Genomic DNA, 25,769 nt, shown 5'->3' on the forward strand with positions numbered 1-25,769 from the left:
AAAGGGACACGAGCGATCTTTGCGTCTTGGCGCCTTTGCGTGAGATCAATGAATCTGTCGAAACCGAATCCGTTTCATGGGACTTGTTCTACGGGTGATAATTCACGCAGCTATGTCACGTTCCGTTTGGATACTTGAACGTGAGAGTTTTAATGATGCCGGAGAAGTGATTCGGAGTTTTGTAGTCCCCAACGGGCTGAACTAGATCAGCACCAATCTGGATGGAGTCGCCGGGTTCGTGCTGGATGATTCCTGCTTTCGCCTTCCCGACAAGTTTGCCGTTCACTTTGAGAAACATCTCGCCATTGGCATTCCAGTTGGCTTCGAAGTCGGTGGAGCCTGTAATCGGCACAGAAGAACGAACCACAGAGCGTTTACTGTTGGTACACGCGACAAAGCACAAATGGCTTTCATCAAGGTAGACGCTATAGCCATCCTGATGACCACCATGAGCCAGGATGACTCCGGATGAGGAACTGGATTGGAAGATGCCTTTGATCTGGAGCGAGCGGCCTCCAGCCACTTTCGGAGCACGGAACGCCGGGAGGTCGAGCCACGATTTCCCGTTCAACTCAAGCGAAGCCGTGTCACCTTTGACGCCGTGGTTCACAAAACGCAGGAGCTGGTTACTGGCGAGGATCGCGATCGTCGGAACCGGGGCAGTGAGTCGAGCGTTTTTGTCGAACGCGAATCCGAGATCGTTGGCCCAGGCGACGACTTGAGCGGCCATCGCGGCGGCACGCTGTGAGTCTTTAGTAAGGAGATTGCTTGTCTCACCTTCATCGGCTTCGAGATCGTAAAGCTGAGCTTCGCTGCCGTCGGGATTGACGAGGAACTTCCAGCGACCGTCGCGCATCGCGAAGGTGGGGCTCTGGTGTTCCGGTTTGCCTCCCTTGAGGATCGCGTGAGGGTGCCCGTATTGCCAGAAGACGGGTTTTGAACGACGCGATGGTTGACCAAGCAGAACGTCACCACGGTTCACACCATCAAGGTCATCCTCGACCGGAACTCCGGCGAATCGACACAGGGTTGGAGAAACATCAATCGCGCTCATCACGCTGGTGGTGTCTTCGATGCCGGCTGGAATTCTGCCAGTCCAGCGAGCGATGAACGGCATGCGGATGCCGCCTTCGAAGAGTGACCATTTGCGGCCACGGTACGGACCGGTGAAGCCAGCCGGAGGGCCTGTCGCATACTTTTTCGGCCAGTCGGTGGGACCGTTGTCACTGGTGAAAAGGATCAGAGTTTTCTTTCCGAGATTCAGCTCATCAATTGTCGAGACGACTCGACCAATGTGCTTATCCATCTCTTCGAGGACTGCGAAAAAGTCGCGCACGTAAGGATCGTCGGACACGGATTTGAATTTGTCGGCGCTGCCGGGAAGCGGCACGTGCGCATCGTGAACGTCGTTCGGAAACAGTCTCACGTAGAAGGGGCCGTTCTGGTGGCGCTGGATGAAATCGATCGTGCGATCGGTCTGGACCTGCATCCTCTCCCAGCGCTCGCAAGGGATGATCTTTCCGTGGCCCAAGGCACGCCCTCGTTCGATGGCGTTTGGGTTATTTTCGATAATGCGGTCGCCAAGTCCTTCGAATGAAACCAGGGATTCGTCGAACCCATACGCCTGAGGCAACGGAGCATCGTCGACGTCGCGACCGCCTCCCATATGCCACTTGCCAAAATGAGCGGTCGCGTAACCAGCGGCTTTCAGCTTCTTTGCGGTCGTCGGTGCCGACGCATCGAGGTAATCAGCCATACCTCGATTTGCATTGCCAGCCCGAGTGTTCAGGAACGAATGGATCTTCCAGCGTCCCTGATATTGACCGGTGGTAAGCGCTACTCGTGATGCGGAACAGATCGGCGAGTTGACGTAGAAGTTTGTCAACTTGATGCCTTCCGCAGCGAGCTGATCGATGTGAGGCGTCTTGATGAGCGGATTGCCAAAGCAACTGGGATCCGCGAATCCCATGTCATCAATGAAGATGACGACGATGTTGGGCTTCTCGACCTTCGATTCTTCCGCAAAAGCCGATTCAAGACCTGCCGAAAAAGCGACAAGAGCGAAGATGGCCAGGGCGTGTAATTTCATTGTGACCGGAGTCCTATTTTTTGTCTGGGCTTTACTCGGATTCAACAAGCACGCGCAATTGATCAAGCTTCTGCGGCGCCACGTTCAAATCGAGAATCAACGTGCGCTGGTCGGCGGCAAGAATCACACTGTCGAATCCCGGACGCTCATCTCCTGCCGGTCGGGGCTCGACCGCCCGTGGGGTCGGGTAGTTCACGTCCGGATTTCCGAAGATGGCCTCTGATTCTCTCAGCAATCGTGTCTCGGTAATCACACCAACAATGGGTTGGGCGAATGTAATCTGACCGCGAATGCTTCGCTTCTGGTTGGGGAATTGTTCGGAGGGGATCGCGTCGAACTGCAACAGGTAACTCGTGACTCGCCGCCCGACCGGGAGCGTGCGTTTTTCCCGATACCGCGACCTCGCGTATTCTCCGGGATCTTCCAGGTCCACGCGGATCACTTCTTTCAGAACGACACCGCTGCGCTCCGGGAACACCACGATGTGCTCGTTGTCTTTATAGTTGCCAGAATGAAAGTCGGGCCCCGGGGAAACAAAACGAATGGAACCTGTTGTCTGCAAAACACCGGAATTGACGGGCCATGCGCCTTCAAAAGGCGCGACCTCGTAGTCCGTCGAATCAACTGTTGGCGATTGCTTCGACGCACGGACCGCCTGCCCTTCGCGGACGAGTGCCGGCTGGCTTGCCGTCGCGCCTTTTCTAGTTACCGAGACTTCGCCGTCAAACACGCACACATTGGTTGTTCCATCGTCTCCCACCGAAACTCCAAAAGCCGTTCCAAGATCGACAATATGCGCCGTGTCCGTAGCCACCGCAAAGCCAACCGCAGATTCCGGGATTGTCGCCGTGACAACTCCACGCAGCAGAACGACCCGCATTTCATCGACGACTTCGATCTTTGCTGGACCTTCAACCGCGATCGTCGCTCCACTGGCAAAGTCCAGCCGAACAACGCCACGCTGGAGAGTCAGGTGGCCAGCCTCGATACTTTCACCCGGCTCAAGGGCAATCCCCGTTTCGCGGTACGCGCCCACGGATTGTGTCACAACAGCGATCCGGTCGGAATCGCCTGAATTCAGAACCGACCTCTCCGGCCACAGGAAGAAGACTCCGGTAGAGAGCATCACAATCGCCGCGGCCAGTGCCACAACTTCAATCCGCAGCCGTCGAATGACGCCGTCCTTGACACTCACGCTGGACTCGGCCGGTTGAATCGTGCCCGCAGGAAGCGCCGAGGGAAGAGCCGTCTCGAGGGAGCGATACTCGACCAGGAGCTGGCGTATTTGACTGCTCTCACGTAGCCGGCCTTCCAGTTCAAGGAAGTCCGCGTCGGTCAGGCTCCCCGAGCAGTAGTCGTTCACAAGCTCAAGATCACGTTGCTCGGCGCTCATATCAGACCCTCCGCAGCGGTGACGCCAAGCTTCGCCTGAACGCAATTGGCAAGCCGGTTCCGAATGCGGGCCAGCGCCTTGTACAGGCCGGTCGGAGATCTTCCGATCTGTTCCGCAACGTCTTTGATTGCAGCCCCGTCCTCATAGACGGCCTTCACAAGCTGCAACTGTGCCGGTTCAAGATTCGCCACACACTCTCGGAGCAGCCGCAGCCGCTGATCCTGAGTGACGGTGACACTTTCCGCCGTGTTGACCAGCAAATCAAAAACGTCTTCGCTGAACCGCAGTCGATCCGTCGCTTGCCGTCGTCGATACTTCAGAACTTCATAGCGGGCAATCATGAACGCCCAATCAAGGAATCCGGCCTCAGCACTCTGGTCAAACTGCGCAAACTTCCGCCAGAGGACAATGCTCGATTCCTGCATCACCTCATCCACGCCTTCCCAAGCCGGCAGCAGAGAGGCCACGAATGCGCGCAGATTCCCCTCATATCGGGTAAACAGCCTGAGGAAAGCCTCGTGTTCGAAGGGAGTTTCGTGGTTTTCGTCCATATCAGAAGGATACTCCAAGATGTTCAAAAATTGCCCGGTTGAATGCAATCGGATCGTGCAGAACATGGCCTTCGTCCGCTTTCTCCCGCGAGCGGAGGCGAGGCAGGCACGGCCATCAGCGGTGTGAACAAGCAGCGACTGGTAATGGCGAGCCAGTTTCAGCGGATCGCCCGGTGCGGTCCAATGGTCGCTCCAGCGACCAGTATCTTGTCGAAAGTGGTGACTGGATTTGAACTCTGCAACGTCCTGCCGCCAATCGAGTTTCAGCAATGGGCTGCGTGCAGCGACCAAAATCGCGAAGCCCTTTGAACTCGTAGAACGAAGGTCGAAAACGATCGTAAACCGTTGTGGGTTAAAACAAACAGCTCACCACAAATCAATGTGGCGAGCTGTTTTGGATTTCAAAGTCGAGGCAACGGGATTTGAACCTGCTTTGATCACCGGGAAACCAGCTACTCACAATAGGTCGTCTCCTTCACCGTTCGGCGCGGAGGTGCAGTTCACCGAATCCAGGAACGGCGATTTCTTCGTGAAGTCGGTTGCATCGGCCGAACGGAGTTCGGTCGGGGTGAAACTCGCGTCGGTGTCTTCACAATCCGGGCACCGACACGCCGAAATGGCCCTCACCGAAAGTGCTCCGGCTTCATCGACCTGGCGGCTTCCCGAGTCTGGATACCGTGAAAGCATCGGTGTAACTGCAGCTCCGCCAATTGGATGTCGACGACGCGCTTCTGGCAGCACCGACGATCTCTCTTGCAGTCTAAAGTGGCTCGGAGCGAACGAGGAGTTAGGAGTTAAATCGGTAGACTGTCAGCCACAATACGACCAATGCAGTCAAGAGCATCACGTTTCGAATGGAAGTCTGTCGTTTTGACACTGCTATTCGGCCTCTTTCGACTTTGATCGGGAGCAAAGGTACTTCGCGGTCTCGATTTGGAGGTTGAGACCGACGAGTGAAGGTGGGAGATGCCAGCAACCCATGCCCGTCACCGCAGTTGCTTTCTCACCCGATGGCAAGCGACTTGCCGCAGGCAACGATCTTGGCGAATTGCGAATCATCCAGATTGACTAGTCACGTGTTCCACTGTGCCAGATCCGGAGTACTCCATCAAAGAGCAGTCGATGCGAAGCTTTTCACGCCGTCGGCTCCGTTTTCCGGCAATCCAAGGCGATTTCAATCGAAGCAGTCAAAATCTTCTATACTCACGCTGGATTGAAATAGCATCATTGAGGGCTCAAACCGTCGTAGCGGGACAAACGCTGCGAGATATTTCATGGAGTTCGACAAGGGTTATCGCCGCCTTGGAAGTGACTTTGCGGCTTCGCCTCCTTCAGATCAACAATCGGAACCATCCATTCACGAGAAAGAACGATGCAATTGCACACACAACCGGGCCCTCGGCATGAAGCGACCGATTGCCTTGGACCGGGCGAGCGGTTCTCACGGCCACGGCGCCAGTTCTTGCTCTTTGCCGTAGTAATCTTCATGTCCACCGTCACGGGTTATGCCGCCGAGAACGCCACCGCTCGATCTGAAGAACGCCCGACGTCGAGCGAAGGACCCCACTGCGTGATCCAGGTCGCACCGGCCGCCACAGACATTGAGCGTTTGGCGGCTACCGAACTGGCGGGCTACTTGAAACAACTCTACCCCGGCACGGGGTTTGAGGTGCAGACCGATGGAGCAGCCGACATCCTGGTGGGAACGCCACTTTCGATGCCCCGCTTGAACGAGCTTCTGGGGAGTCGAACGCCGGAGGCCCCCGAAGGCTATCTGGTCACGCACGCAACGGTCGACGGACGACCAACCGGTATCCTCTGCGGCACCGATCCGGCGGGGGTCCTGTACGGTGCCTATGGACTGCTTCGAGATCTCGGAGTGGGCTACCTACTCAATGGTGACACACTGCCCGAACCGACGACGAAGCCATTCCCGCTCTCCAATTGGAATCTCAGTGACCGGCCACTGGTACCCACACGCGTGGTCTTCAACTGGCACAACTTTCTGAGTGGCTGCTCGACATGGGACGTCGAGCAGTGGCAGCAGTGGATCACCCAATCGCAGAAGATGGGTTACAACACGGTGATGGTCCATGCCTATGGAAACAACCCCATGGCAGGGTTCAAGTTTGAAGGCGTGCAGAAACCGGTGGGCTACCTCAGCTCCACGCAAGTTGGACGCGATTGGTCGACGAACCATGTCAATGATGTCCGCCGACTCGATGGCGGGGAAGTCTTCGACACGGCAGTGTTCGGATGCGACGCCGCCGTGAATGGAACGAATCTGCAGCGTACCCAAGCCGCGCAAGCATTGATGGCCGAGGCCTTTGCAACCGCCGAAGCCCGTGCCGTGGACCTCTTTTTTGCAGTCGATGTCGACACCACGTCGGCTAACCCTCAAGCAATGATCGAGCATTTGCCGAAACATGCACGGTTTGAGATCGGTGTGAAAGAAGCCGCCTGGATGGGCCAAGCCTCAGGCAAAATGTGGTTGGTGAACCCAGAGACGCCCGAAGGCTATGGGTTCTATCGAGCCCAGGTGCAGCAGTTGCTCGACGCCTATCCACAGATCGACAGCCTCGTGGTGTGGCATCGCAAAAGCTCAACGCCGTGGATGGAGTTCGCGCTCGAGAGCATGCCCAAGGCTTGGCAGGAAGAATTCGCGGCAGAGGTTGCTAAGACGCCAGACGCCATGGACTTTTATCACTCGCATCATCTGTTCGCACAGGCCAAGATCGTTATAGCCTTCCAGCGAGCGGTGACGGAATTGGGTCACGATGACGTAAAGATCGCATTCGGTTCCTGGGACTTCGACTTCCTGCCGGCTGCCCATCGGTTCATGCCCAGTGATGTGGCCTTGATTCCGTTGGATTGGATGGTCTTGAAAGATGCGTCCGTGTTCGACACCCACGAGCGGCGTTTGGCGGTGGCGAAAGTCGCTGCGACACGGCCTGTCATTCCGATTGCTTGGGCGCATCACGACGATGGCAACTACGTCGGCCGACCCTACACGCCAATCCCCAACTTCCACGACTGTCTGACAGAGATGAAGTGTCAGACAGCGGGCTTTGGGATCATCCATTGGACGACCAAGCCACTGGACCTTTACTTCCAAAGCCTGATCAATCAGGTGTGGCGGTCAAGCGAGAATGAATCGCTGGAAAGGACATGTCGCCAGATGGCCCAGCAGTTCGTTGGCGATGAACAAACGGAACCGTTTGCCGCGTATCTTCAGGACTGGGTGACGACCATGCCAAAGATCGGACGTGAGACGAGCGACTTCTTCATCGACCACGAACTGAAAGACCTGCCGGGCACCGAAGCCGCCCAGCGGCGGAGACTCAAGTTGCTCAACGCGATCGATCGGTCCGAGCTCGACGCGACTGGCAATGCATGGGTCGACTACTTCACGGGTTTGGAGAAATTCATTCTCGATATTTACCGGACGGAAAACGCATTCCATCTTGCCAAGAACCAGCATCTCGCCGGCCAGATCGACGCGGCTCGAACCACCATGGCGACTTGCCAACCCGAGGAAGTGATTGAGCGATTCGCCAACTTCTCTCAGCATGGCGGGCTAACGCGAGGCGAAAAGGGGCTGATCGTCTCAATGAATACGCGGTGGCTGCCGCACTATGTACGTTTTCGGCAAATGCTTGCTACCGAGCCAGTCCGTTACAATTTCGCCCCCACCTCGCACGACCTGCTCGCCCAGAGCCGAGGCGTCTTCACGTTCCACTTCGACGACCAAGGGGACATGTGGCAATGTCTGGGATCCGAGGAAACCGATGCCAAAACGTTCGCCATCGATGCGGTCCGCACACAACGTGACACTGCGAAAGCAGACGCGATCACCGAAGCGATCTGCCGCACAGGAATCGAGTCGGATAAGCCAATCGAGCTGACTCTGCAGCCGATCCTACCCAGGGGAGGTCGCAGTGGATTGACGTCGGAGAAGCTCGCCGCGGGCGAATACCTTCTCATGCTGATGACCATCGAGCCAGACGAAGCAGCAGGGGTGGGCGATCATGTCGTTGATCTACGAGTCGAGGTCGCCCAGCAAGGGGCGTCCAGCCGCTATCAACTTGCACCGACTCGTGCAAAACACCTCCGTTTGCAGTGCCGCGGCAGCGACAAGAGCCAGTGGAATTCGATTCACGAAATACGGTGCGAAGCTCTGGATCGAAGCGGCCCCGTCACGGCAAGCGGCCAAAATCCCCATTATGCACCGGAAAACACCGTTGATGGCAAAAACGATACTCGATGGGCTGTCGAGGGATCCGATCATTGGATCCAGTTGACGCTCGACCCGAAACGTTCTTTCGATCGCTTAGAGATTGACTGGTACGACGGAGCATCGCGGCTGTACGATTTCGACATTCTATGTTCTGACGATGGCGAGACTTGGCAGACCGTGTCGCACGGAGCAGATTCTCAACCACAGGGCTTGCTCGCTCTGGATCGAATCGACGTCGTTGATGCCGCAGGTGGATCGAACAAAGCTCTCACGTTGTCGTATCCAGTAAAACTAATCAACCCGTCCACGTTGCGTCTGACGCTCACACCGGTCAGCGGAAAGGTACGGATCTGTGGGGCGATCCTGACTCCGTTGAACGAGTTGACTTTTCCTCGCGTGAGGCGATCGAGGAAATTTCCAAGCGAGTGAACTTGGACGACCCCGATCAGCACCCCATTTCCGAGGCCAGCGGAACCGGCACCTTCCTGCTGGCCGCAAGCGAGATGTTGAAGCTGGCAGAGACGGGCGTGTCAAAGACGAAACCCACGGGACGTTGATACCGATTAAGATTCGCTCCGTGGCACCTTTTCAGCTTTGCGGAGCGGCCCATTTTGTCAAATGTGCAATAGCTTTTGCTGGCGTTCTAAAGCATGCGAAACCAAACTCGAAAAAAACTTCCTGTTTTCTTTTCAATCAACACGCAACCTTTTTGAAAAAACCACGAGAACGGAGCTAGCACGGGCGCTATGCTGTGATTAGTTCTTTCCCCATTTAACTGAGTCACGCCCATGGCGATGAAACAAGCGAACCGCCGATTGCATCTCGATACCGTTTTGGGCGAGGACGTATTGCTACTGACCGAGTTTTCAGGCAGTGAAGAGATGAGTCGGCTGTTCCGCTACGAGTTGGAATTGATTAGCGATGATCCCGGCATTAAACCACAAGACATCGTCGGCACACCGATTGGATGGAGTGCCGAGCGCGGTGACAACTCGCGTCGGCATTGGCATGGCTTCGTCAGCGGATTGGCTCGCGGTGACGTCGACGACCAAAAGAGACGAAACTACCGTGTCGAAGTCGTTCCCTGGTTATGGTTTCTGACACAAACCAGCGACTGCAAGATTTTTCAAGAGATGAACTTGCCGGCCATCATCGACGAGGTCTTGGGCGAATTTTCGTTCGCCGACTTCAACACCAATTTCCAACTCGACCACAAGGACTGGGAGTATTGTGTTCAGTACCGCGAGACCGACTTTAATTTCCTCTCGCGTTTGATGGAACAAGAAGGGATGTGCTATTACTTTAAGCACTCCGAAGGCGCGCACCAGATGGTGATCACCGACCATAAGAACGGCTACTACGCATTGCCTGAGTCGAAGGTCGACTTTCCTCGCGAGACCAGCGCGATGGCGATCACGGACCACCTAACCAGTTGGCAGCGTCAGTACCAATTTCATTCTGGAAAATACGCGCAACGCGACTACAACTTCACGACACCCAGCAACGATCTGGCTACCGACACCGGTACGATCGTCGACTTGCCGAAGATCACCGACTTCGAACTCTACGATTACCCCGGCGAATATCCTGATAAAGGCGTCGGAGGCGGTGAAACCAAGCTACGAATGGAAGCCGAAGAGACGCGTCACGAGATCGTCAACGGCAGTAGCCAATGTCGCACCTTTCAAGTGGGCGGTACCTTCGCGGTCGGCCAACATCGCGACTCGTCTGAGCAAGGCCAAGAAGTGATGATCACTTCGATCCATCACGCCGGCAGCGAGCCGATGGGCTATGAAACCGGTCGCGGTGACAAGGGCTTTGATTATCGAAATGGTTTTGCCTGCATTCCTTCATCGCGAGTTTATCGCCCCGCTCGTTCGACGCCGAAACCGATCATCAGCGGAATCCAAACCGCGGTGGTGACGGGTCCGTCCGGCGAAGAGATTTACCCCGACGAGTTCGGCCGAGTGAAATGTCAATTCCACTGGGATCGCTACGGAGAAAAGGACGACAAGAGCAGTTGCTGGATCCGAGTCTCGCAGGTCCATGCGGGTGCGTCGTTCGGCGGCATCGACATTCCGCGGATGGGCGAAGAGGTGGTCGTCAGTTTCTTAGAAGGCGACCCTGACCGCCCGCTGATCACCGGTCGTGTCTATCATGCCGACAACATGCCCCCCTGGGAATTGCCGGCAAACAAAACCCAAAGCGGTTATCTGTCGCGCAGCAGCCAAGACGGGGGCAAGGACAATGCCAACGCGCTGCGGTTCGAGGACAAAAAAGGGGAAGAGCAAGTTTGGCTGCACGCCGAAAAGAACCAAGACATCGAAGTCGAAAACGATGAAACGCATTGGGTTGGACGAGACCGTAGCAAAACGATCGATCGCGATGAGGATTCGACGATCAAGCGAGACCGAACGGAGAAGGTCGGACGCCACGAGCGGATTGCGGTCGGCAAAAACCGAACCGAAGAGGTGGGAAGTAACGAGAACGTTACCATTGGCAACAATCGAACGGTCTCGGTCGCAAAGGATGAGTCACTTGGCGTCGGCAAGGACCAAAGCCTCGAAGTGGCCGAAAACCAGACGATCACGGTTGGGGACAATCAAGAGCTGACCATCGCAAAGAACCAAACAATCCAAATTGGTGCCAATCGAGAGGTGACCGTTCAAGATGAGAATAATGTCACGGTTGGGAAAACGATGTTGCTTGACGTCGCGAATGAACTTGAAATTCGGGTTGGTAAATCAAGTCTGATCATGAAGAAGAATGGGACAATCATGTTGAAGGGTAAGGACATCACCTTGCAGGGATCAGGAAAAATAAACATCAAGTCCGCTGGAAACATGACGCTAAAGGGAAGCAAGATCGCACAGAACTAACGCGCGCCATTTGAACATCGATACGAATTCCATGCTACAGATCAAAAACCATACCCCTTTTCAACCACAACTTGCCGTGTTTGCCAATCCGGCGGGCGTCGAAAGCGTTTATGTAGCGGTCAAAGCAGTATTCAATGTCGTCGGTCACGCGGTTCGCTTGGCGGACGAGCAACCCGAGCTGGTTGTTGGCGACCAATACGATGGCGATCCAACGCAAACGAGCATCAAAGCGGCGGGCGAAGTCACGCTCTGCAAACCCTCCACCGACGTACTCATCCATGGTCATGCGTATGCGCCCGGCGGACGTGCACGAGAATCTCGGATCGCAATTCAAGTCGGCTCGATTGAGCAGTCGATTGATGTCATCGGTGATCGCGTTTGGGATCGTCGCCGAGTCGGTCCGCCTCAGGACTTTGATCGAATTCCTTTGGTTTATGAGCGTTGTTATGGTGGAGTTTTGCGACGTCAAGACAGGGATAAGCCGTGGCCGTCGGTGCCGAGCAATCCAGTCGGAGTTGGACTGAGCGAAGAGCCAGGCTCTGCGATGCCAAACTTCGAGAATCCGAATCATCGACTACGCAGACCAGGAACTTCGGGAAAGACCGTCGGTTTCGGGCCGATTTCGCCAAGTTGGCAACCTCGACTTGGCTATTGCGGAACCTATGACGAGGCCTACTTAAAAAGTCGTGCGCCCTACTTGCCAACCGATTTCGACGAGCGTTTCTTCCAGTGCGCCGTGCCCGAATTGATTCCGGAAACCTACGCCGTCGGTGGCGAGTCGGTGCGGCTTGCCGGCGTAACACCGAACCAGTCATGGGCCTTTGATTTACCTCGAATCGACCTCGAAACCATCTCCCTGTTCCGAGGCGAGGAGTCTCCGATCTCAATCAATCTGGACACCTTGACGCTGTATCCCGATCAGCAACAGTTTTCCATGATCTACCGAGGCTTGATGGTTGTCGACAAACACTTGACCGACCTGGCACGAGTTGACATTGTGTCACGCCAATTTGGTTTGCGGCAATCGGTTCATTCCGTTGCACCCGATAAACATCGCGATCCGATTGGGGTACACGGATGAGTGACCGAATTGTGATCGCGGATGTGGAAGTGATTTCGCCGATTGGCTTCACGGGTGCGGAAACAGCAGCATCCGCAGCGGCGAGGATCGCGAGACTGCAAGAAAGTGGCGTGCTCGATCCGAGTGGAAAAGCGATCACCGTGGCGAGTGTCCCGGAGGAAGGTTTGCCGGATCTTCGAGAGGATCCTGTTCTGCAATCCTTCGCCACGATGCCTTCGCGTTTAATACGTTTGGCTGATCGCCCGCTCCGTTCCCTCGCCGAGCGACTTCAAGAAAAAAGAGCGGCGGCTTCCTCGCTTGCCCCCGATCCTGCCGCGTTTTTCCTTGCCCTTCCCGAACCACAACTGGCCGGCGACGTGGATTCCGCCATGCTACTCGAGGGCTTAGGTCGGCAACTGCACGATGCCGAACCCTCCCCTTCGGCTCGTCCCCTGGGCATCGCGATTGCAACCGGCCAGACAATCGCCGAGGGGCGTTCCGCCGGCATCGCAGCTTGCATCGCAGCTGCTTCCGCCGTTGCCAATGGCAAGGCAACGTTTGCAATCGCCGGCGGTGTCGATAGTCAACTAGGGATCGAAAGGCTGTTCGAATTGTGCAAGCAGAATCGAGTTCGCAGCGATCGACAGCCCGATGGACTCACACCCGGCGAAGGTGCTGGTTTCGTGTTGCTGACCCATCATTCGACCTGTCAACAACTTGGATATGAACCGCTGGCGGTGTTCGGTGGCGGAGCTCAAGGTTTTGAGCCGGGACACTTTGGCAGCGATGATCCGTACCTTGGCGATGGGCTTGCCCAAACCATCACCGCGACCCTTGAAAGCGCGAAGGACAGACCGCCAATCGGGTGCGTCTACTCAAGTTTCAATGGTGAACGCTATTGGGCAAGAGAATTAGGAGTATCCATCATTCGCAACCAAGACTCCTTTGCACAAGACCATTTAATGGAACATCCTGCCGAGTGCTTTGGGGATCTTGGCGCGGCCCACGGTGCGGTCATGGTTGCCTTGGCGGCGCTGGCGATCGGCTCAGGCAAATGCAGCACTCCCACACTTGTTTATGGCTCATCCGATTTTGGTTCCCGCGCTTCGGTTGTGATACAATCACTTCCGTAGGATTTTCTTTTCCTTTTCCTCGATTGCATCACGAGAACGATCATGCCGACCACCGTCCACAACACGACCGGTTTTGTTCACAAAGGGAGCGGAGGAATGAGCTTGGTCTTTCCGGATGTTTGCAAGACACCCACGCCGGGCGGTCCCGTTCCCATTCCTTATCCCAACCTCGGGAAGGCCTCGGACGCAATGGGGACGACGACCGTAAAAGCCGATGGCAAGACGATCATGGTCAAAGGAAAGAAATACGTACTCAGTTCATTGGATGAACCGGGTTCGGTCGGCGGCGTCATTAGCAATACCGTGAAAGGCCCCTGTGAGTTTCTGACCTATTCGTTCAATGTGATGGTCGAAGGGAAAAATCTATGTCGCATGAGTGACGTTTTATGGCACAACAAGAAAAACATTTGCGGATAAATCATGACACAACTGGGTGAAACCGTCGCCTTCGGCATGATCGGCGACGATGAAATTGAATGCACCTTTTCGCACGACAAAAAGGGAAAGGTCAGCAACAAGCTTTCAAAGAATGCAACCACCCTGGGGAGTCGTATGGAGTCGGGGACAAGCACGAGACTTTGGAAACAAGACGGCGATGATTACAGCGAAGCGACCAACAAGGAAGCCGCTTTAGAACAAATCAAAGTCAAAGAATGCGACGATCGCAACGGAGTGGATGTTCGTTTGGACGGCGGCGAGACCATCAACTTGCCGTTCTCGGTTGCCGCCCACCATTTGATTCCGACGAAAGCTTCCTTCACGAAAAGCAGCGTCATGAAATATGTTTCTGCTTCGGCAAGCGGAAGCAAAATCGAAAGTGATATCGGTTATGATGTCAACGGTTCCGAAAATGGGTTGTGGTTGCCGACACATCACGGGTTGTCCAGTGAAATGGGCAGCAAAGGTAGTCGCAAGCTACCTGGCGAAAGCAAAAAAGTTAGCTATGGCTCCGTTTCCAAAGAGGGAGGCGGCCAAGTGGCGAGTTTTGTGACACTCTACACGAGTGCCGTGATGGAGCAAACGAAGCGCCAATTTCATGACGGACATCCCAACTACAGCAGTTTCGTTACCGGATGCCTCAATAAGGTGGCGGCGGCGATTGCCAAAGCATCGGAGAATTGCCAGAAATGCAATGAGTCCGATGGTGACAAGTCCCCAGCCCCCTACATGCTGGTGCGTCGACTCAACGGAGTCTCCCAACGACTCGTCACTTATCTGGTGGGCGACCCCAGCGGTTGGAGGCCTCCCTTATTTACTTCGCCCCATGCAGAACTCTACTGCGTCAATGAGATCGCCTTTCGCAAGGCGATGGCAGGCCGATCATGACAGATCGTCAACAGTCCAATCAGCCGCCGTACTTCATGCTGACTTGCTATTCGCCGGCAAACGCCGATTACATCGACATTGAATCGTACCCAGAAATTGATGGGATTGATTCGTGGTTGCTCGGAACGCCCCTTTCCGTTGACTTGAGCGAGCCGATTCGATTGCAGTGGGATAGAGAAACCGAAGGACCGCCCAAAAAAATGTATGCGGACAATATCCCGCTCATGCATCGCGACCTCGTGACGACACTGCAGCAATGTGGTGTTACGAACCTACAATTGTTTCCAACGGAGATTGTCCATCCCGAAAACAAACAAGTCGAACGCGACTATTTGGCCACGAATATCCTTGGACTCATCAAAGCGGCTGATTTGAGTGAGTCAAATTATCGCGATCCGTCCGGCAACGGCCTCTATGACATGGACTTCGATTCGCTCGCGATTGATCCGCAGAAAACGTTCGGTGCGAAGCTGTTTCGTTTGGCAGAATGCGTTACCGGCATTGTGATTGCACGATCGGTCAAAGAGTCCTTGCAGCAAGCTGGCGGATTTGGCCTGCAATTCGTCGAACCCGCCGATTGGATTGGATAGAAAACAATGGCTTCAAGACACAATAACGAAAGAGAAAGCAAACCATTGGGGCGAGATGCCGATCAAACGGAGATGACGGATGACCTGCTCCATCAAGCGATTGTGCATGCGTCTTCTCAAGCTGCCGAACCCGCTTCGGCCGTGCCTGTTGCGGCTTCACCGATCGGTTGCGGCTCGGTGTTGGGCTTTTCGGGCGATGGCGATGTGATGGTTCAGATCGAGACACCGTCGAATGCGGCCCCGATTGCATGTGACGTGCTGATTCCAGCCGGAGGCATTCAGATGCAGTTGGATGTGGGAGATCGCGTTCTTGTTCATGCGCCGCTTGACCCGAATACTCGGGGATGTATTTTGGGGCGGGTCGGCCGATATCAACCGAGTCGCGTCGTCGGACCTCGGCAACCGGACCACGTCGTGATCGAAGCAGACGAACAACTGTCACTACGATGTGGTGACGCGTCGATCGAAATGCGCAAGGACGGAAAACTGATGATTCGCGGGATTGATGTTTTGTCGAAAGCGAAACGTACTCAACGAATTAAGGGTGGCAACGTCGCCATCAACTAAGTGCAGTTTCAATTCGCCCTCAACGTGACTGTGATACCGTGCCAAAACAACTTGCTCCGATCATGCTCGACGTGCTGGTCGAACATCTCGAAGAGATCGGTTTCTTGTGGACGCGACGACAGTCGATGATCCAATCTCCAAATCATCGCATCGGCGATCTTTCCGAGATCGACGGGCGAATTGAAGCCCACCTCAACGGATTGAATGTCGGTGGAGCGAACGGTATTGAATTGGCCAGGCCACTACTGACAGAAGAAGATTCGGAAGTGGTTTTTGCCGCATCGGCTTGTTTGCTTCGAATCGGAGCCGGTAAAGAGATCATCAGGAGTCTGCCGGACATACCGTTACCCGCATTGGATGGCGTCTCCGATGCACTTTGTTTTTTGCCCATTCCCTCGCTGATGACTGAGTTGAAAGCCGCCATCCCAACGAGCAATTTGGCCGTCGCCTCGATGATTGCGGTCGTGCTTAGTTGTGCTGGCGAGACGGAGGCAGCCGAGTCGCGCCTTGACGAGTTCCAAAACGCTGACGATCCGGCCGTGCGGCGACGCTCCATGCAAATACTTGCTTGGCTAGGTGACTAACCTTATGCTTCAACGTCGCACTGCGTGAAGGATCATTCTGTCAGCACGGATGCATCGATCACGAGACACGGGGAAATAGATTGCGAGTCGTATTGTTTATCGTTGATGGCCCCCATTCGGGTCGGCGGACATCCGTGCTGGTTCCAGGGTGTTTGCAAGTTGGACGCACCGAGGCTGCGGAGTTTGTCGTTGCAGGGGACACACGAATGTCGTCGGTTCATTTCCAACTCGAATGTGATCATCAAGCGTGTCGTCTTCGTGACCTAGCTAGTACCAATGGAACGTTTCTAAACGGAGTTCTGATCTCAGAATCCACACTAAAAAACGATGACGCAATCGTCGCCGGGGCGACTTCATTCAAAGTTTCGATCGAGCAAAAAGCCTCGGTGACGGTCCCCCAAAAAATTGCTCCGGCGATTTCGCCATCGACGCTTCCCGATCGTGTTCCAGAACAGAGCTCTGTACCCATAAGCAAGCCTCGTCCGGGTGAGGCTCGGAAGGACATTCGATCGACGCAGCGCAGTCCCGGACGGCTTGTTGCGAGCGATAGCGCCGGTGCCGTGTTGGAAATTGCCACAGGAATGGATGCAGGACGCAAAATCATGCTGCGTTCGGGGCAAACGGTGACGGTAGGCCGGACGGAACAGGCGGATGTGGTTGTTCGTGATCCTCAAATCTCCGCCAAGCATTTTATGCTCAAGAACTCACGGAGCGGCTGGCAAGTTCTCGACTTGAACAGCAGTGCCGGGACGTATCTCAACGGCAACCACGTGACGATGCAGCGGCTTTCATCAGGCGACCGAATCGCTGCCGGAAGTACGGAGTTCACCGTCAACGTTGGGCTGTCAGCCGTCGGCGGCGGCGAGTCGCCATCCGACTTGGAGTGCCCATTTCGAAAGGGACTCTACGATGAAGATAAGATGGTTCGTCGCGAAGCCCTATACGCTGCCGCCTGGACTCGGCAACCTTGGTTGCTTGATTGCTTGCGAAAGGAGGCGGCAAAGCCATCGCTTGATAACTTCGATTTGCTCTACATGCTCGCCGTGCTTGCCCGCCCCTCGGATCAGGCGACCGTGTTGACGCTTGGCGGACTTGAGACCTTGGGTGCGAAACGTTTTGAAATACTCGCCGCTTACGGTCATCCCCTGGTCATCCCAACCTTGCTGAAGGGAATGGCAGGCAAAGAGATGCGAAGTGCGATTGCCGCCGCTGCCGCATTTACAAAAATCACCGGCGTCGAAATTGAATCCGACGTCCGAGTCACGCTCCCGCCGCAGGATGGAATCGAACCGGATGAGTTCGAGCAGGAGTTTCTCGACGAAGGGTTCTTGCCGGATTGCACCAAAGCACAAACTTGGTGGCAAGAACATCAAAGCCAATTTTCGGCGTGTATTCGGATAGCGACCGGTTTGGATGTCAGCTCCAAGCCAAGCGATGCGGTTTTGTCGCAACTCAACCTGCAATCACGTTACGAAGCTTGTTTGCGTGGAAAATACGACGGATCTTGGAAAGGCAAAGTCACGGACGGATCGCTGAGGAGATGCTTGTGACCGTCGGCGTCTACCAACGTCCTGGACGTAGATGGAATTGATCGTTGGTAGCAGTCCAGCCCGAATGATTCGTTGGAGTGGTAGGCTTTAGCCGATTGCGTGCTGGACCCTAGCCTGAATCGGCTAAAGCCTACAACTCCAACGTGCGCAGTCTGTTTTTTACTCAGTCGGTGTAAGCTGATTGCATACAAAGGATTACGGGGAATAGGTTTGGACGATGAATAACCCGGACTACCACCGGCGAAGCAAGATCCAGCCCGGATGGTTCACGAACACGGCTTTGCGATGGCTTGGTGTTCCTTTCAGTATTTTGACCAGGCGTGCAAATTCGAGGGTATGCTTGAAGGGATGCGGAATCGAACGCTGGTTTTCCCGATTTCGCTTCGATTTGACGAAACCTCGTTTTGAGAGAAGGATGAGTGGATGGGTGTTATGGCACGCGAACAGGGCAAATTCTACGTGATCACGTCGGATCGCACCTTGGGCGATTCTCCAAGCAAGAGTGCCCCCAAAAGATCGCACGACGGGGTTTACCAAGTCTGGACTGGGGACAAATGGTCGACGATCAATACAGACGCAATCACCTTTGAAGCGATCGAGGAGGCCGACGAGTACATCCGCAAAAACTCTGGCCAAATCATGGAAAATGGCTGAAACGAGTTGCGGATCGAATCGAATGATTCATTCATGCAAGCGGCCACGATTGACGGGACAACAGGTTTGCCAGGACAAATCGTGTTCAACCCAGGCAGGAACTGGGACCAATGCTACAGCCGCGACAACAGTTCGGCCTTCTTGGTCGCGAACTCCTCTTCGGTGATGTAGCCCTTCTCTTTCAAGCCGCCCAGCCGATCCAAGGTTGCAAGGATGTCCTCCTGACCGCTGGGACTCGCGGGAGGCCCAACCGGCGACGGGTTGACTTCACACGATGATTCCGAGACTGCGTTATCCACCGATGCAACCTTGGACGGTTGCGGAACACCGGCGGGCGAGATCACCGGCAGCGTGGAGAGGTCGACGGTTCCAAACTGGCTGGTGAAGTTAATCGATCCCCCCACACCCTGTTGCTGCGAGAAACCGCCAATGTTGTGATTCAAGGTGTCATAAACCCAAACGTCGCCACCGGTCGTGACCGCCAATCGCCGACTTGCTGGGAAGTAGGCATAGCGGACGTTGTTCTGTGACCCGATCGCCGCAGGGGGGCCAAATTCGCTTGGCCACCAATTCGACGACGCGTCAGCAACGAACAGGCTGTTGGCCGATCCGATGGTTCCGGCCGCCTGCGATTGCGCCGAAGATCCACCTTGATTTTGCGACTGAAAGGAACCGCTAAAAGGCACCCGTTGATGCGTGGCAAGCGCGTTGGAAATGTCACTACAGAGATTATCAACTCGACACTTCAACTGGTTGTTGAAAAGATCACTTACCATCGTCATCCCGCCTCGCATCCATTGGCCCGATCCACCAAACTCGGGATGACTGAACTGGGCCATGGTGCCGTTTCCGTTGTAGACGGCAAGCAACATATGAGTCACCGCATCGATAGAAAGGCCATGTCGTTGGGCGAGGTCCTGGACCAGTTGATTTCCTTCGTCGGACAGATTGGGCACGTTAAAAGAGACTCCTAAGAAGTGATGCTTGACGAGTTTGGATTTGCGATCGTCACGAGTTGAGATTGAATCGAAATTGTCCCAGCTACCTCCTCGATGGGGAAGCGGCCGGTCGATGGTTTTACGCTAGCGAGACGGCAGGCGGCTCGCCACCGGCGGACGCAGGCGGGCCAGCGTTGTCGGAATCGTTGGCCCACACGGTTTTTTCGATCAACAGGGCATCGCCCGTGAGGGTTGCAAACGAGACGTCGGCAGCATCTCGCCCCACACCGATTCGCACCAGCCCGCTTACGGGCACCATTTTGGTGGGGTCGAAAAGATACCATTGACCGCCCAGGAAGGCCTCCATGAAGCCGTGGAAGTCCGGAGGCTGGAGACCGACCGCGTACCCCGCCACGTACCGTGCCGGGATGCCGACGCCACGACAGAGGGTGATCGCCAGATGGGCATAGTCACGACAGACACCTGTCCGCTGCAACAAGACGTCTGCAGCGGTCGTCGACGAATTCGTGCTGCCAGAGGTATAGTCAAGATGCTCCGAGACCCAATCACAAATCGCCTGCACGCGGCTGAAGCCGCGCGGCATCTGACCAAATTCCTCAAACGAAAACCTCGCCAACAGATCGCTCTCGCAGTATCGGCTCGGGTTCAAATAGGTCAGGACCTCCGCAGGCATTTCGGAAGCGTTTGATTCGCCCACAAAGGCTGATCGATGGATCTCTGGGGCCAATTCGACATTGCCCTGATAGGAAACTTGAAGCTCACACGGCTGCACCAAAATCCGGTGCAATTGGTTCCCCTCAAGCCCCACTTGGTACGTTTCCACGCTCAAGTTCGGCTCCATGGTCAACTGTTCCCAGATCACTTGCTGATGATCCGTGCGTGCTGCCGCGATCTGAAACAAGAACACGGTGGCAATACGGACCTCGTACTTCAGGTCAGCGCGAACATCGATGAGGGTCACGTGTCAAATTCTTTTTGGATTCGCGATTGGCAAAAAAAGGGGGAACGCAGACGATGCCATCCATGATACACAACCAGGGCACCCGTGATCCCTGAAATCCCAGTGATCCCTGAAATCAAGGTAATCACGCAACGATTCCAGCCAACCAACGCAAACGGACGAACGTCATGCCAGCGGTAGCTCGCTTCGCTGCTGGCCCCTTTGCTCTACGCGCTTGCTCTACGCGCTTGCCAAACGGAGGATCTGGCGACGAATCCGAGCTGGCATCATGTATCGGGGATTGCCTGAAACATCTTCGCCTGCATCAGGATCGACCTTCAGAAACTGGAGCTCAAACCGATTCTCGAGCTTTGCCATGATCGCTTTGAGCGAACGCATCTTGTTCTTGGACAAGCCGAGCAATTCGTCGAGCTCTGGCAGCGACAGGGGCTGTTCGGCCGATTGAGCAATCTTCAACAAATGCTTCCACATCCCACGACTCTGGATTCGCTTCAATTTCTGCGGCAACGGCAGACTCGCGACGTCTTCCTTTCCACGGCCCCGTTTTCCTGCCCCTCCCTCATGAGCATCGTCGCTGCCCTGCAGGTCCATGCCACGACGGCCCTGGCCTTGGGGCCCACAGCCGCGTCTCAGACGACGCGTCAACAATTCGACTGCCTTCTTGCAATCCGCTCGATCTTCAAGATTCACTAACAAATGAGGCACTTGGTTTTTCCTTTTCTTTGCATGACCGGAAGCCCCCGACAAACGCTGCTGGGGTGTCGCCCCGCGTACGCAAATCGTACGCACTGCGTAAATCATATCCGTGATTGCGGTGACGTCAAGTGGCAAAGCTTCGCCGAGCGGTCGACCGCATCGCACTCGATTGATAGGCTGGTGTGAACTTGTCGGTGCCGGCTTGACGGCGCAGGAACGTCGGCAAACGCATGCCCACCCCTTGATGCACCGAATCAGACGGGCGCGATGAAGCCGACCGCGATGCCACAAAGTCGAGTTTCCGAAAACAAACCGGAGTGATGGGAATGCGCTGGAAAGCGAAAGATGCAGTCGCGGTCGTGACGGGAGCTAGCAGTGGAATTGGACGCTGCTTGTGCAAACTGCTGATCGATCGAGGCGCGAGGGTTGTAGGGGTTGCTCGACGAAGTGATCGTTTGCGAGAATTGGAACAATCTGATTTGCGAGGTCACTTTGTTGCGGTGGTGGGGGACATCACGGACAAGTCCATCCGCGATCAAGTCGCTCGCGTCGCCACCGACCTCGGCCGGGGACAGCTCGATCTCCTGGTCAACAACGCAGGGATCGGAGCGATCGGCCCGTTTGCCGATGCCTCCCCCGAGCGACTGCGCCAAGTGATGGAAGTCAACTTTTTTGCTCCAGCGGAATTGACACGAATCCTGATTCCACGGCTTCGACAAGGTCGTGCCCCGGTGATCTGTAACATCAGCAGCGTGCTCGGGCATCGCGCCGTACCCAACAAGAGTGAATATTGCGCCAGCAAGTTTGCACTGCATGGATGGAGCGATTCGTTGCGTGCCGAACTGGCCGCCGACGGGATTCAGGTGACTTTGGTCAGCCCGAGCACAACGCGAAGTGAGTTTTTTGATTCCTTGGTCGAGACCGACTCGGGCCAAACATCAAAAAGCATCGGTAGCTGGCCGCCCGAGCGTGTCGCGAGAACAACGCTCGCGTCGATCGAGGCTCGTCGCAGCGAAGTGATTTGCAGCCTGGGCGGAAAAGCACTGGTGTACGCGGATCGCGCCTCGCCACCGTTGATGAACGCGATCTTGTCGCGCCGGTCGATCGGGTCGTAACGGTTACGGAGGTCGAACCTGCTGTTTGTGGATCCCAGCAGCAATCAGGGTCGATAGCAGTTGATAACCCTTCATCCGTTTTCCAAGTCAAATCCCGCATTCCATGTCGAGTTCCGCTGCTGACGACCCTGGCGCAAACGCTCGCGAGGCGAACCTCGTTCGCGACGTGGTCGCGATCGTGTTGGTTGCAATGGTCTTGATCGCGGTCGTTTCGATCGTGACGCGCAGCCCTGCGGACCCCATCGAGACGCCCATCTGGCCGATCAGCGCGCTCTACACGCCAAACAGTGCGATCTACCCTACGAACTCAACGGTGACGAACGCCTGCGGGTATTGGGGCGCCTTGATTTCCTCGGCTCTGTTCGACGCGCTCGGGCTGGCCAGCGCCTTGGTTGTTGCCGCAGTTGGCGGAATCGCGACTGCGCTGCTTGGTCGCGGACGGATTAACGCACCGGTCCTGAGATCGCTGGGAGGAACCATCGTTGTCCTCGGAGCTGCCACAGCCGCGGGGCTACTGAAAACCGAGATCAGCGGCATGCCCGTCGTTGGCAACGGCGGGTACTTGGGCGCAATGGGATCGACATTACTGCTGGAGCACTTCGCCCCCGCAGGCGCATGGATCTTGTCGCTGACAATCCTGACCGTCGGCTTGCTACTGACAACCGACTACGCGCTGCTGTACGCAGGAAGAGCGATCATGCGCGGCAGCGCCAAGGTGTCTCGATCGGGGATGCGGCGGGCCGCACAGGCGATGCCTGTCACCCTACGTCGCAGACGTCAACCGTTCACCGACCTCGAAGAACCCATCAAGATCGAAGGCGATGTTTCCGAGTCGGATTCCGCGGAACCCAGCGACGAACCGGCTGGAGCAGAACCCCCAGCCCTGGGGCCGAAATTCCGGATCCAGCGTCCGAAACGCAAATCGCCACAGCAACAACTCTCCGAGACGGCGGCGGGTGCGGCCGCCGCTGGATTGGCAGCCACCGCCGAGGCGGTTGCCAGCGGAAAAGACGATCCGAACGTGGACCTCGACGCCAACGACGATGACGCGCAAGACGAAGAGGAAGCGTGGGACGAGGAAGAAGAGATTGAAGAGCCGGTCATTCGCAGTCTCGAAATCGATGAAGAAACGGTGTCACTTCGCGGTGACGAAAGCCACGACATCCCCAAGCCTAAGATCAACACGCCGCGAAAAGTCAACCTGCGAGATGAACTCGACAGCGCCGTGCGAGACTCAAGCGACACCAGCCTGTTGGACTATCGATTGCCCGGCCTGAGCCTGCTCGAAAGCAGCGACGGGTTTGATTATGGGGAACTCGAAGCGGAGGCGGAAACGAAGGCGGCATTGCTGCAAAAAACCATTTGCAGTTTCGGATGCAAGGTGCGAGTCTCCAACATCACGCTCGGCCCCGTCATTGCCCAATACGAAATCGAACTCGAAGCTGGGCTTCGGCTAAACAAGATTAGCGCGCTTGCGGACGATCTTGCCATTGCGCTGCGCGTTCCAAGTGTTCGCATCGTTGCTCCGATTCCGGGCAAAAACACGGTGGGAATTGAAGTTCCCAATGAAGTCAGGCAAGTGGTCCGACTCCGCGACGTGATCGAGGAATCGGACATGAGCAAATCGAAAGCCAAGATCCCCGTTTTTCTTGGAAAGGACGTTTCCGGAAATCCGATGGTCGTCGGACTCGAAAAAATGCCTCACTTGTTGATCGCCGGTCGAACCGGAACGGGAAAATCGGTTTGTCTCAATGCGATCATCACTTCAATCCTGATGATGTGCCGTCCCGACGAAGTACGGATGCTGATGATCGACCCCAAGATGGTCGAATTGAGCGGCTATGGTCGACTGCCGCACTTGATGCATCCCGTCATCACCGACATGAGAAAAGCCGAGGCGATCTTGGCGTGGGCGGTCGACAAGATGGAAGAACGCTACTCGCTTTTGGCGAAAGCGGGTGTACGACACATCAACAGCTACAATGATCTAGGCCGCGAGGAGGTGTTGCGCCGCCTAGAAATCGATGAAGCGGATGAAGCTCAAGGCGTTCCCGATAAGCTGCCCTTCATCGTGATCGTTGCGGATGAAATGGCGGACTTAATGATGACCGCAGGCAAGGAAGTCGAAACGCACATCATCCGATTGGCTCAAAAGAGTCGAGCGGTCGGAATCCACTTGATCTTGGCGACACAAAAACCGACCGTGGATGTGATCACGGGCTTGATCAAGAGCAATTTGCCGGCACGCCTGAGCTTCCAAGTCGCCAGCAAGACCGATAGCCGAGTCGTGCTCGATGAAAACGGAGCAGACAAACTGCTCGGCAATGGCGACATGCTGTTCTTGTGGCCCGGAACCAGCACACTGATCCGCGGCCAAGGCACCTATTTGTCGGACGACGAGATCGATGCGGTCGTGGATCATTGCAGTATGGGCGAACAGAATTTCGTCAATGAGTTGATGAGCTTGAAGGTGGACGAAGAAGGGGGTGCCGACGGCTCGAAAATGGGCGAGATCAAGAACCGTGATGAGCTTTACGAGAGCGCCATCGAGGTCGTCATTCGCGAAGGCCGAGGCTCGCTGTCGATGCTACAGCGGTGCCTGGGCATTGGATACGGCCGGGCAGCACGCCTGATCGACTTCATGGCCGAGGACGGAATTGTCGGCGACTACAACGGCTCAAAGTCTCGCGAAGTGCTGATGACGATGGGCCAATGGCAGCAGTTGCAGGGCTACGAATCGGACGGCGAGGACGATTCGGAAGCGGAGGATTATGAAGACGCCGACGACTATGAAGAATACGAAGAAGAGGAGATCCGCTGATCCCCGCTGATGCGCAGCGGACAGCTCGAGCAAGCAGGGGCTTCTGCCATTTTGGTATCCTGAGCCCCGATCGCGACAAGGCGATTTCTCTTAAATGCTTTCTCAGCATTGACTTGCGTCACAAAAAACTTTCTCGGCACGCCGGTTGCTGTCGATACCCTTCACAAACCAGCTCCCTGCCATTTGTGCATTCGTGCTGTTTCGGCCGTGTGTGGCGATGAGTTGGGTTTGAATGTCAACACAACCAACTTTTTCCTGCATAGAAGAAAGGTGTCACGGAGATGGCGACTGCCACCAAGAAAAGCTCAAAGATTCGCTTGCAACCCCTCGGTGAACGAATTGTGGTTCAACGTGAAGAGAGCGAACAGACCACCGCTGGCGGTATCGTGCTGCCTGACTCGGCTCAAGAAAAACCTGCACGCGGAACCGTCGTTGCCGTCGGTAGCGGCAAACTGCTCGACGACGGCAGCCGAGCGGCATGTCAACTGAAGGCGGGCGAGAAGGTCCTGTTTAGCTCCTACGCTGGCGAAACCGTTGAAATCGACGACGTCGAATACTTGTTGATGCGCGAAGACGACGTGCTTGCCGTCATCGAATAAGCGTC

At 55.6% G+C, this 25,769-nt stretch carries 22 protein-coding genes; 16 read left to right on the forward strand and 6 right to left on the reverse strand.

What is annotated here, in order from left to right; genetic code table 11:
• Window positions 1-115: 115 nt before the first annotated feature.
• From Poly41_RS06770 to Poly41_RS06780, 3 genes are read right to left on the reverse strand one after another with little or no spacing between them, the layout of a single operon-like run.
• Window positions 116-2,089, reverse strand: coding sequence for a sulfatase-like hydrolase/transferase (locus Poly41_RS06770; RefSeq protein ID WP_146525175.1), 1,974 nt, complete (start codon window positions 2,087-2,089; stop codon window positions 116-118).
• Between the two features lie 31 nt (window positions 2,090-2,120).
• A complete protein-coding gene (locus Poly41_RS06775; protein ID WP_146525176.1) occupies window positions 2,121-3,482 on the reverse strand; it encodes a FecR family protein in 1,362 nt (453 codons plus the stop codon).
• Window positions 3,479-4,033, reverse strand: a complete 555-nt coding sequence (locus Poly41_RS06780; RefSeq protein WP_197231124.1) for a sigma-70 family RNA polymerase sigma factor — start codon at window positions 4,031-4,033, stop codon at window positions 3,479-3,481. The genes Poly41_RS06775 and Poly41_RS06780 overlap by 4 nt, the downstream gene beginning before the upstream one ends.
• Window positions 4,034-4,075: 42 nt before the next feature.
• Here Poly41_RS06780 and Poly41_RS33860 point away from each other — a divergent pair, with 42 nt between their 5' ends.
• The 13 genes from Poly41_RS33860 to Poly41_RS06835 all read left to right on the forward strand — a co-directional run bounded on the left by Poly41_RS33860 (window position 4,076) and on the right by Poly41_RS06835 (window position 18,613).
• Entirely contained in the window at window positions 4,076-4,342 is a 267-nt protein-coding gene (locus tag Poly41_RS33860) for a hypothetical protein (RefSeq protein WP_197231125.1), read from the forward strand.
• Between the two features lie 1,063 nt (window positions 4,343-5,405).
• A complete protein-coding gene (locus Poly41_RS06785) occupies window positions 5,406-8,699 on the forward strand; it encodes a discoidin domain-containing protein (RefSeq protein ID WP_146525178.1) in 3,294 nt (1,097 codons plus the stop codon).
• Window positions 8,696-8,827: a hypothetical protein gene (locus tag Poly41_RS35395; RefSeq protein WP_261344886.1), complete on the forward strand. Its 132-nt coding sequence runs from the start codon at window positions 8,696-8,698 to the stop codon at window positions 8,825-8,827. The genes Poly41_RS06785 and Poly41_RS35395 overlap by 4 nt, the downstream gene beginning before the upstream one ends.
• A 231-nt stretch (window positions 8,828-9,058) precedes the next feature.
• Window positions 9,059-11,149, forward strand: a complete 2,091-nt coding sequence (locus tag Poly41_RS06790; RefSeq protein WP_146525179.1) for a type VI secretion system Vgr family protein — start codon at window positions 9,059-9,061, stop codon at window positions 11,147-11,149.
• 31 nt (window positions 11,150-11,180) lie between these two features.
• Window positions 11,181-12,230 (forward strand): DUF2169 family type VI secretion system accessory protein, encoded by a 1,050-nt coding sequence (locus Poly41_RS06795; protein WP_146525180.1) that lies wholly within the window; start codon window positions 11,181-11,183, stop codon window positions 12,228-12,230.
• Complete coding sequence (locus tag Poly41_RS06800) at window positions 12,227-13,342, forward strand: beta-ketoacyl synthase N-terminal-like domain-containing protein (RefSeq protein ID WP_146525181.1); 1,116 nt, start codon at window positions 12,227-12,229, stop codon at window positions 13,340-13,342. Before Poly41_RS06795 ends, Poly41_RS06800 begins: the two co-directional genes overlap by 4 nt.
• 42 nt (window positions 13,343-13,384) lie before the next feature.
• Window positions 13,385-13,759: a DUF4150 domain-containing protein gene (locus Poly41_RS06805; protein WP_146525182.1), complete on the forward strand. Its 375-nt coding sequence runs from the start codon at window positions 13,385-13,387 to the stop codon at window positions 13,757-13,759.
• A 3-nt stretch (window positions 13,760-13,762) separates the two neighbouring features.
• A complete protein-coding gene (locus tag Poly41_RS06810) occupies window positions 13,763-14,668 on the forward strand; it encodes an AHH domain-containing protein (RefSeq protein WP_146525183.1) in 906 nt (301 codons plus the stop codon).
• Window positions 14,665-15,258, forward strand: coding sequence for an imm11 family protein (locus Poly41_RS06815; protein ID WP_146525184.1), 594 nt, complete (start codon window positions 14,665-14,667; stop codon window positions 15,256-15,258). Before Poly41_RS06810 ends, Poly41_RS06815 begins: the two co-directional genes overlap by 4 nt.
• Before the next feature lie 6 nt (window positions 15,259-15,264).
• On the forward strand, window positions 15,265-15,825 hold the full coding sequence (locus Poly41_RS06820; RefSeq protein ID WP_146525185.1) for a hypothetical protein: 561 nt from the start codon (window positions 15,265-15,267) through the stop codon (window positions 15,823-15,825).
• Window positions 15,826-15,863: 38 nt separating this feature from the next.
• The gene (locus Poly41_RS06825; RefSeq protein ID WP_146525186.1) at window positions 15,864-16,409 is read left to right on the forward strand and encodes a hypothetical protein; all 546 of its coding nucleotides are present in this window, start codon (window positions 15,864-15,866) and stop codon (window positions 16,407-16,409) included.
• An 80-nt stretch (window positions 16,410-16,489) separates the two neighbouring features.
• On the forward strand, window positions 16,490-17,959 hold the full coding sequence (locus Poly41_RS06830; RefSeq protein WP_146525187.1) for an FHA domain-containing protein: 1,470 nt from the start codon (window positions 16,490-16,492) through the stop codon (window positions 17,957-17,959).
• A gap of 423 nt (window positions 17,960-18,382) precedes the next feature.
• Complete coding sequence (locus tag Poly41_RS06835) at window positions 18,383-18,613, forward strand: hypothetical protein (protein ID WP_146525188.1); 231 nt, start codon at window positions 18,383-18,385, stop codon at window positions 18,611-18,613.
• A 113-nt stretch (window positions 18,614-18,726) separates the two neighbouring features.
• Here the strand turns inward: Poly41_RS06835 and Poly41_RS06840 are convergent, their stop codons facing one another.
• From Poly41_RS06840 to Poly41_RS06850, 3 genes are all read right to left on the reverse strand, one after another.
• The gene (locus Poly41_RS06840; RefSeq protein WP_146525189.1) at window positions 18,727-19,569 is read right to left on the reverse strand and encodes an SHOCT domain-containing protein; all 843 of its coding nucleotides are present in this window, start codon (window positions 19,567-19,569) and stop codon (window positions 18,727-18,729) included.
• Window positions 19,570-19,690: 121 nt separating this feature from the next.
• Window positions 19,691-20,533 (reverse strand): transglutaminase-like domain-containing protein, encoded by an 843-nt coding sequence (locus Poly41_RS06845; protein WP_231615472.1) that lies wholly within the window; start codon window positions 20,531-20,533, stop codon window positions 19,691-19,693.
• 219 nt (window positions 20,534-20,752) lie between these two features.
• The gene (locus tag Poly41_RS06850; RefSeq protein WP_146525190.1) at window positions 20,753-21,238 is read right to left on the reverse strand and encodes a hypothetical protein; all 486 of its coding nucleotides are present in this window, start codon (window positions 21,236-21,238) and stop codon (window positions 20,753-20,755) included.
• Between the two features lie 317 nt (window positions 21,239-21,555).
• Here Poly41_RS06850 and Poly41_RS06855 point away from each other — a divergent pair, with 317 nt between their 5' ends.
• The 3 genes from Poly41_RS06855 to Poly41_RS06865 all read left to right on the forward strand — a co-directional run bounded on the left by Poly41_RS06855 (window position 21,556) and on the right by Poly41_RS06865 (window position 25,764).
• A complete protein-coding gene (locus tag Poly41_RS06855) occupies window positions 21,556-22,344 on the forward strand; it encodes an SDR family NAD(P)-dependent oxidoreductase (RefSeq protein ID WP_146525191.1) in 789 nt (262 codons plus the stop codon).
• A gap of 103 nt (window positions 22,345-22,447) precedes the next feature.
• The gene (locus Poly41_RS06860) at window positions 22,448-25,165 is read left to right on the forward strand and encodes a DNA translocase FtsK (protein ID WP_146525192.1); all 2,718 of its coding nucleotides are present in this window, start codon (window positions 22,448-22,450) and stop codon (window positions 25,163-25,165) included.
• 281 nt (window positions 25,166-25,446) lie between these two features.
• On the forward strand, window positions 25,447-25,764 hold the full coding sequence (locus Poly41_RS06865; protein WP_146525193.1) for a co-chaperone GroES: 318 nt from the start codon (window positions 25,447-25,449) through the stop codon (window positions 25,762-25,764).
• Window positions 25,765-25,769 lie beyond the last annotated feature (5 nt).

It is taken from the genome of Novipirellula artificiosorum, from assembly GCF_007860135.1.
Taxonomy (GTDB): Bacteria; Planctomycetota; Planctomycetia; order Pirellulales; family Pirellulaceae; genus Novipirellula_A; species Novipirellula_A artificiosorum.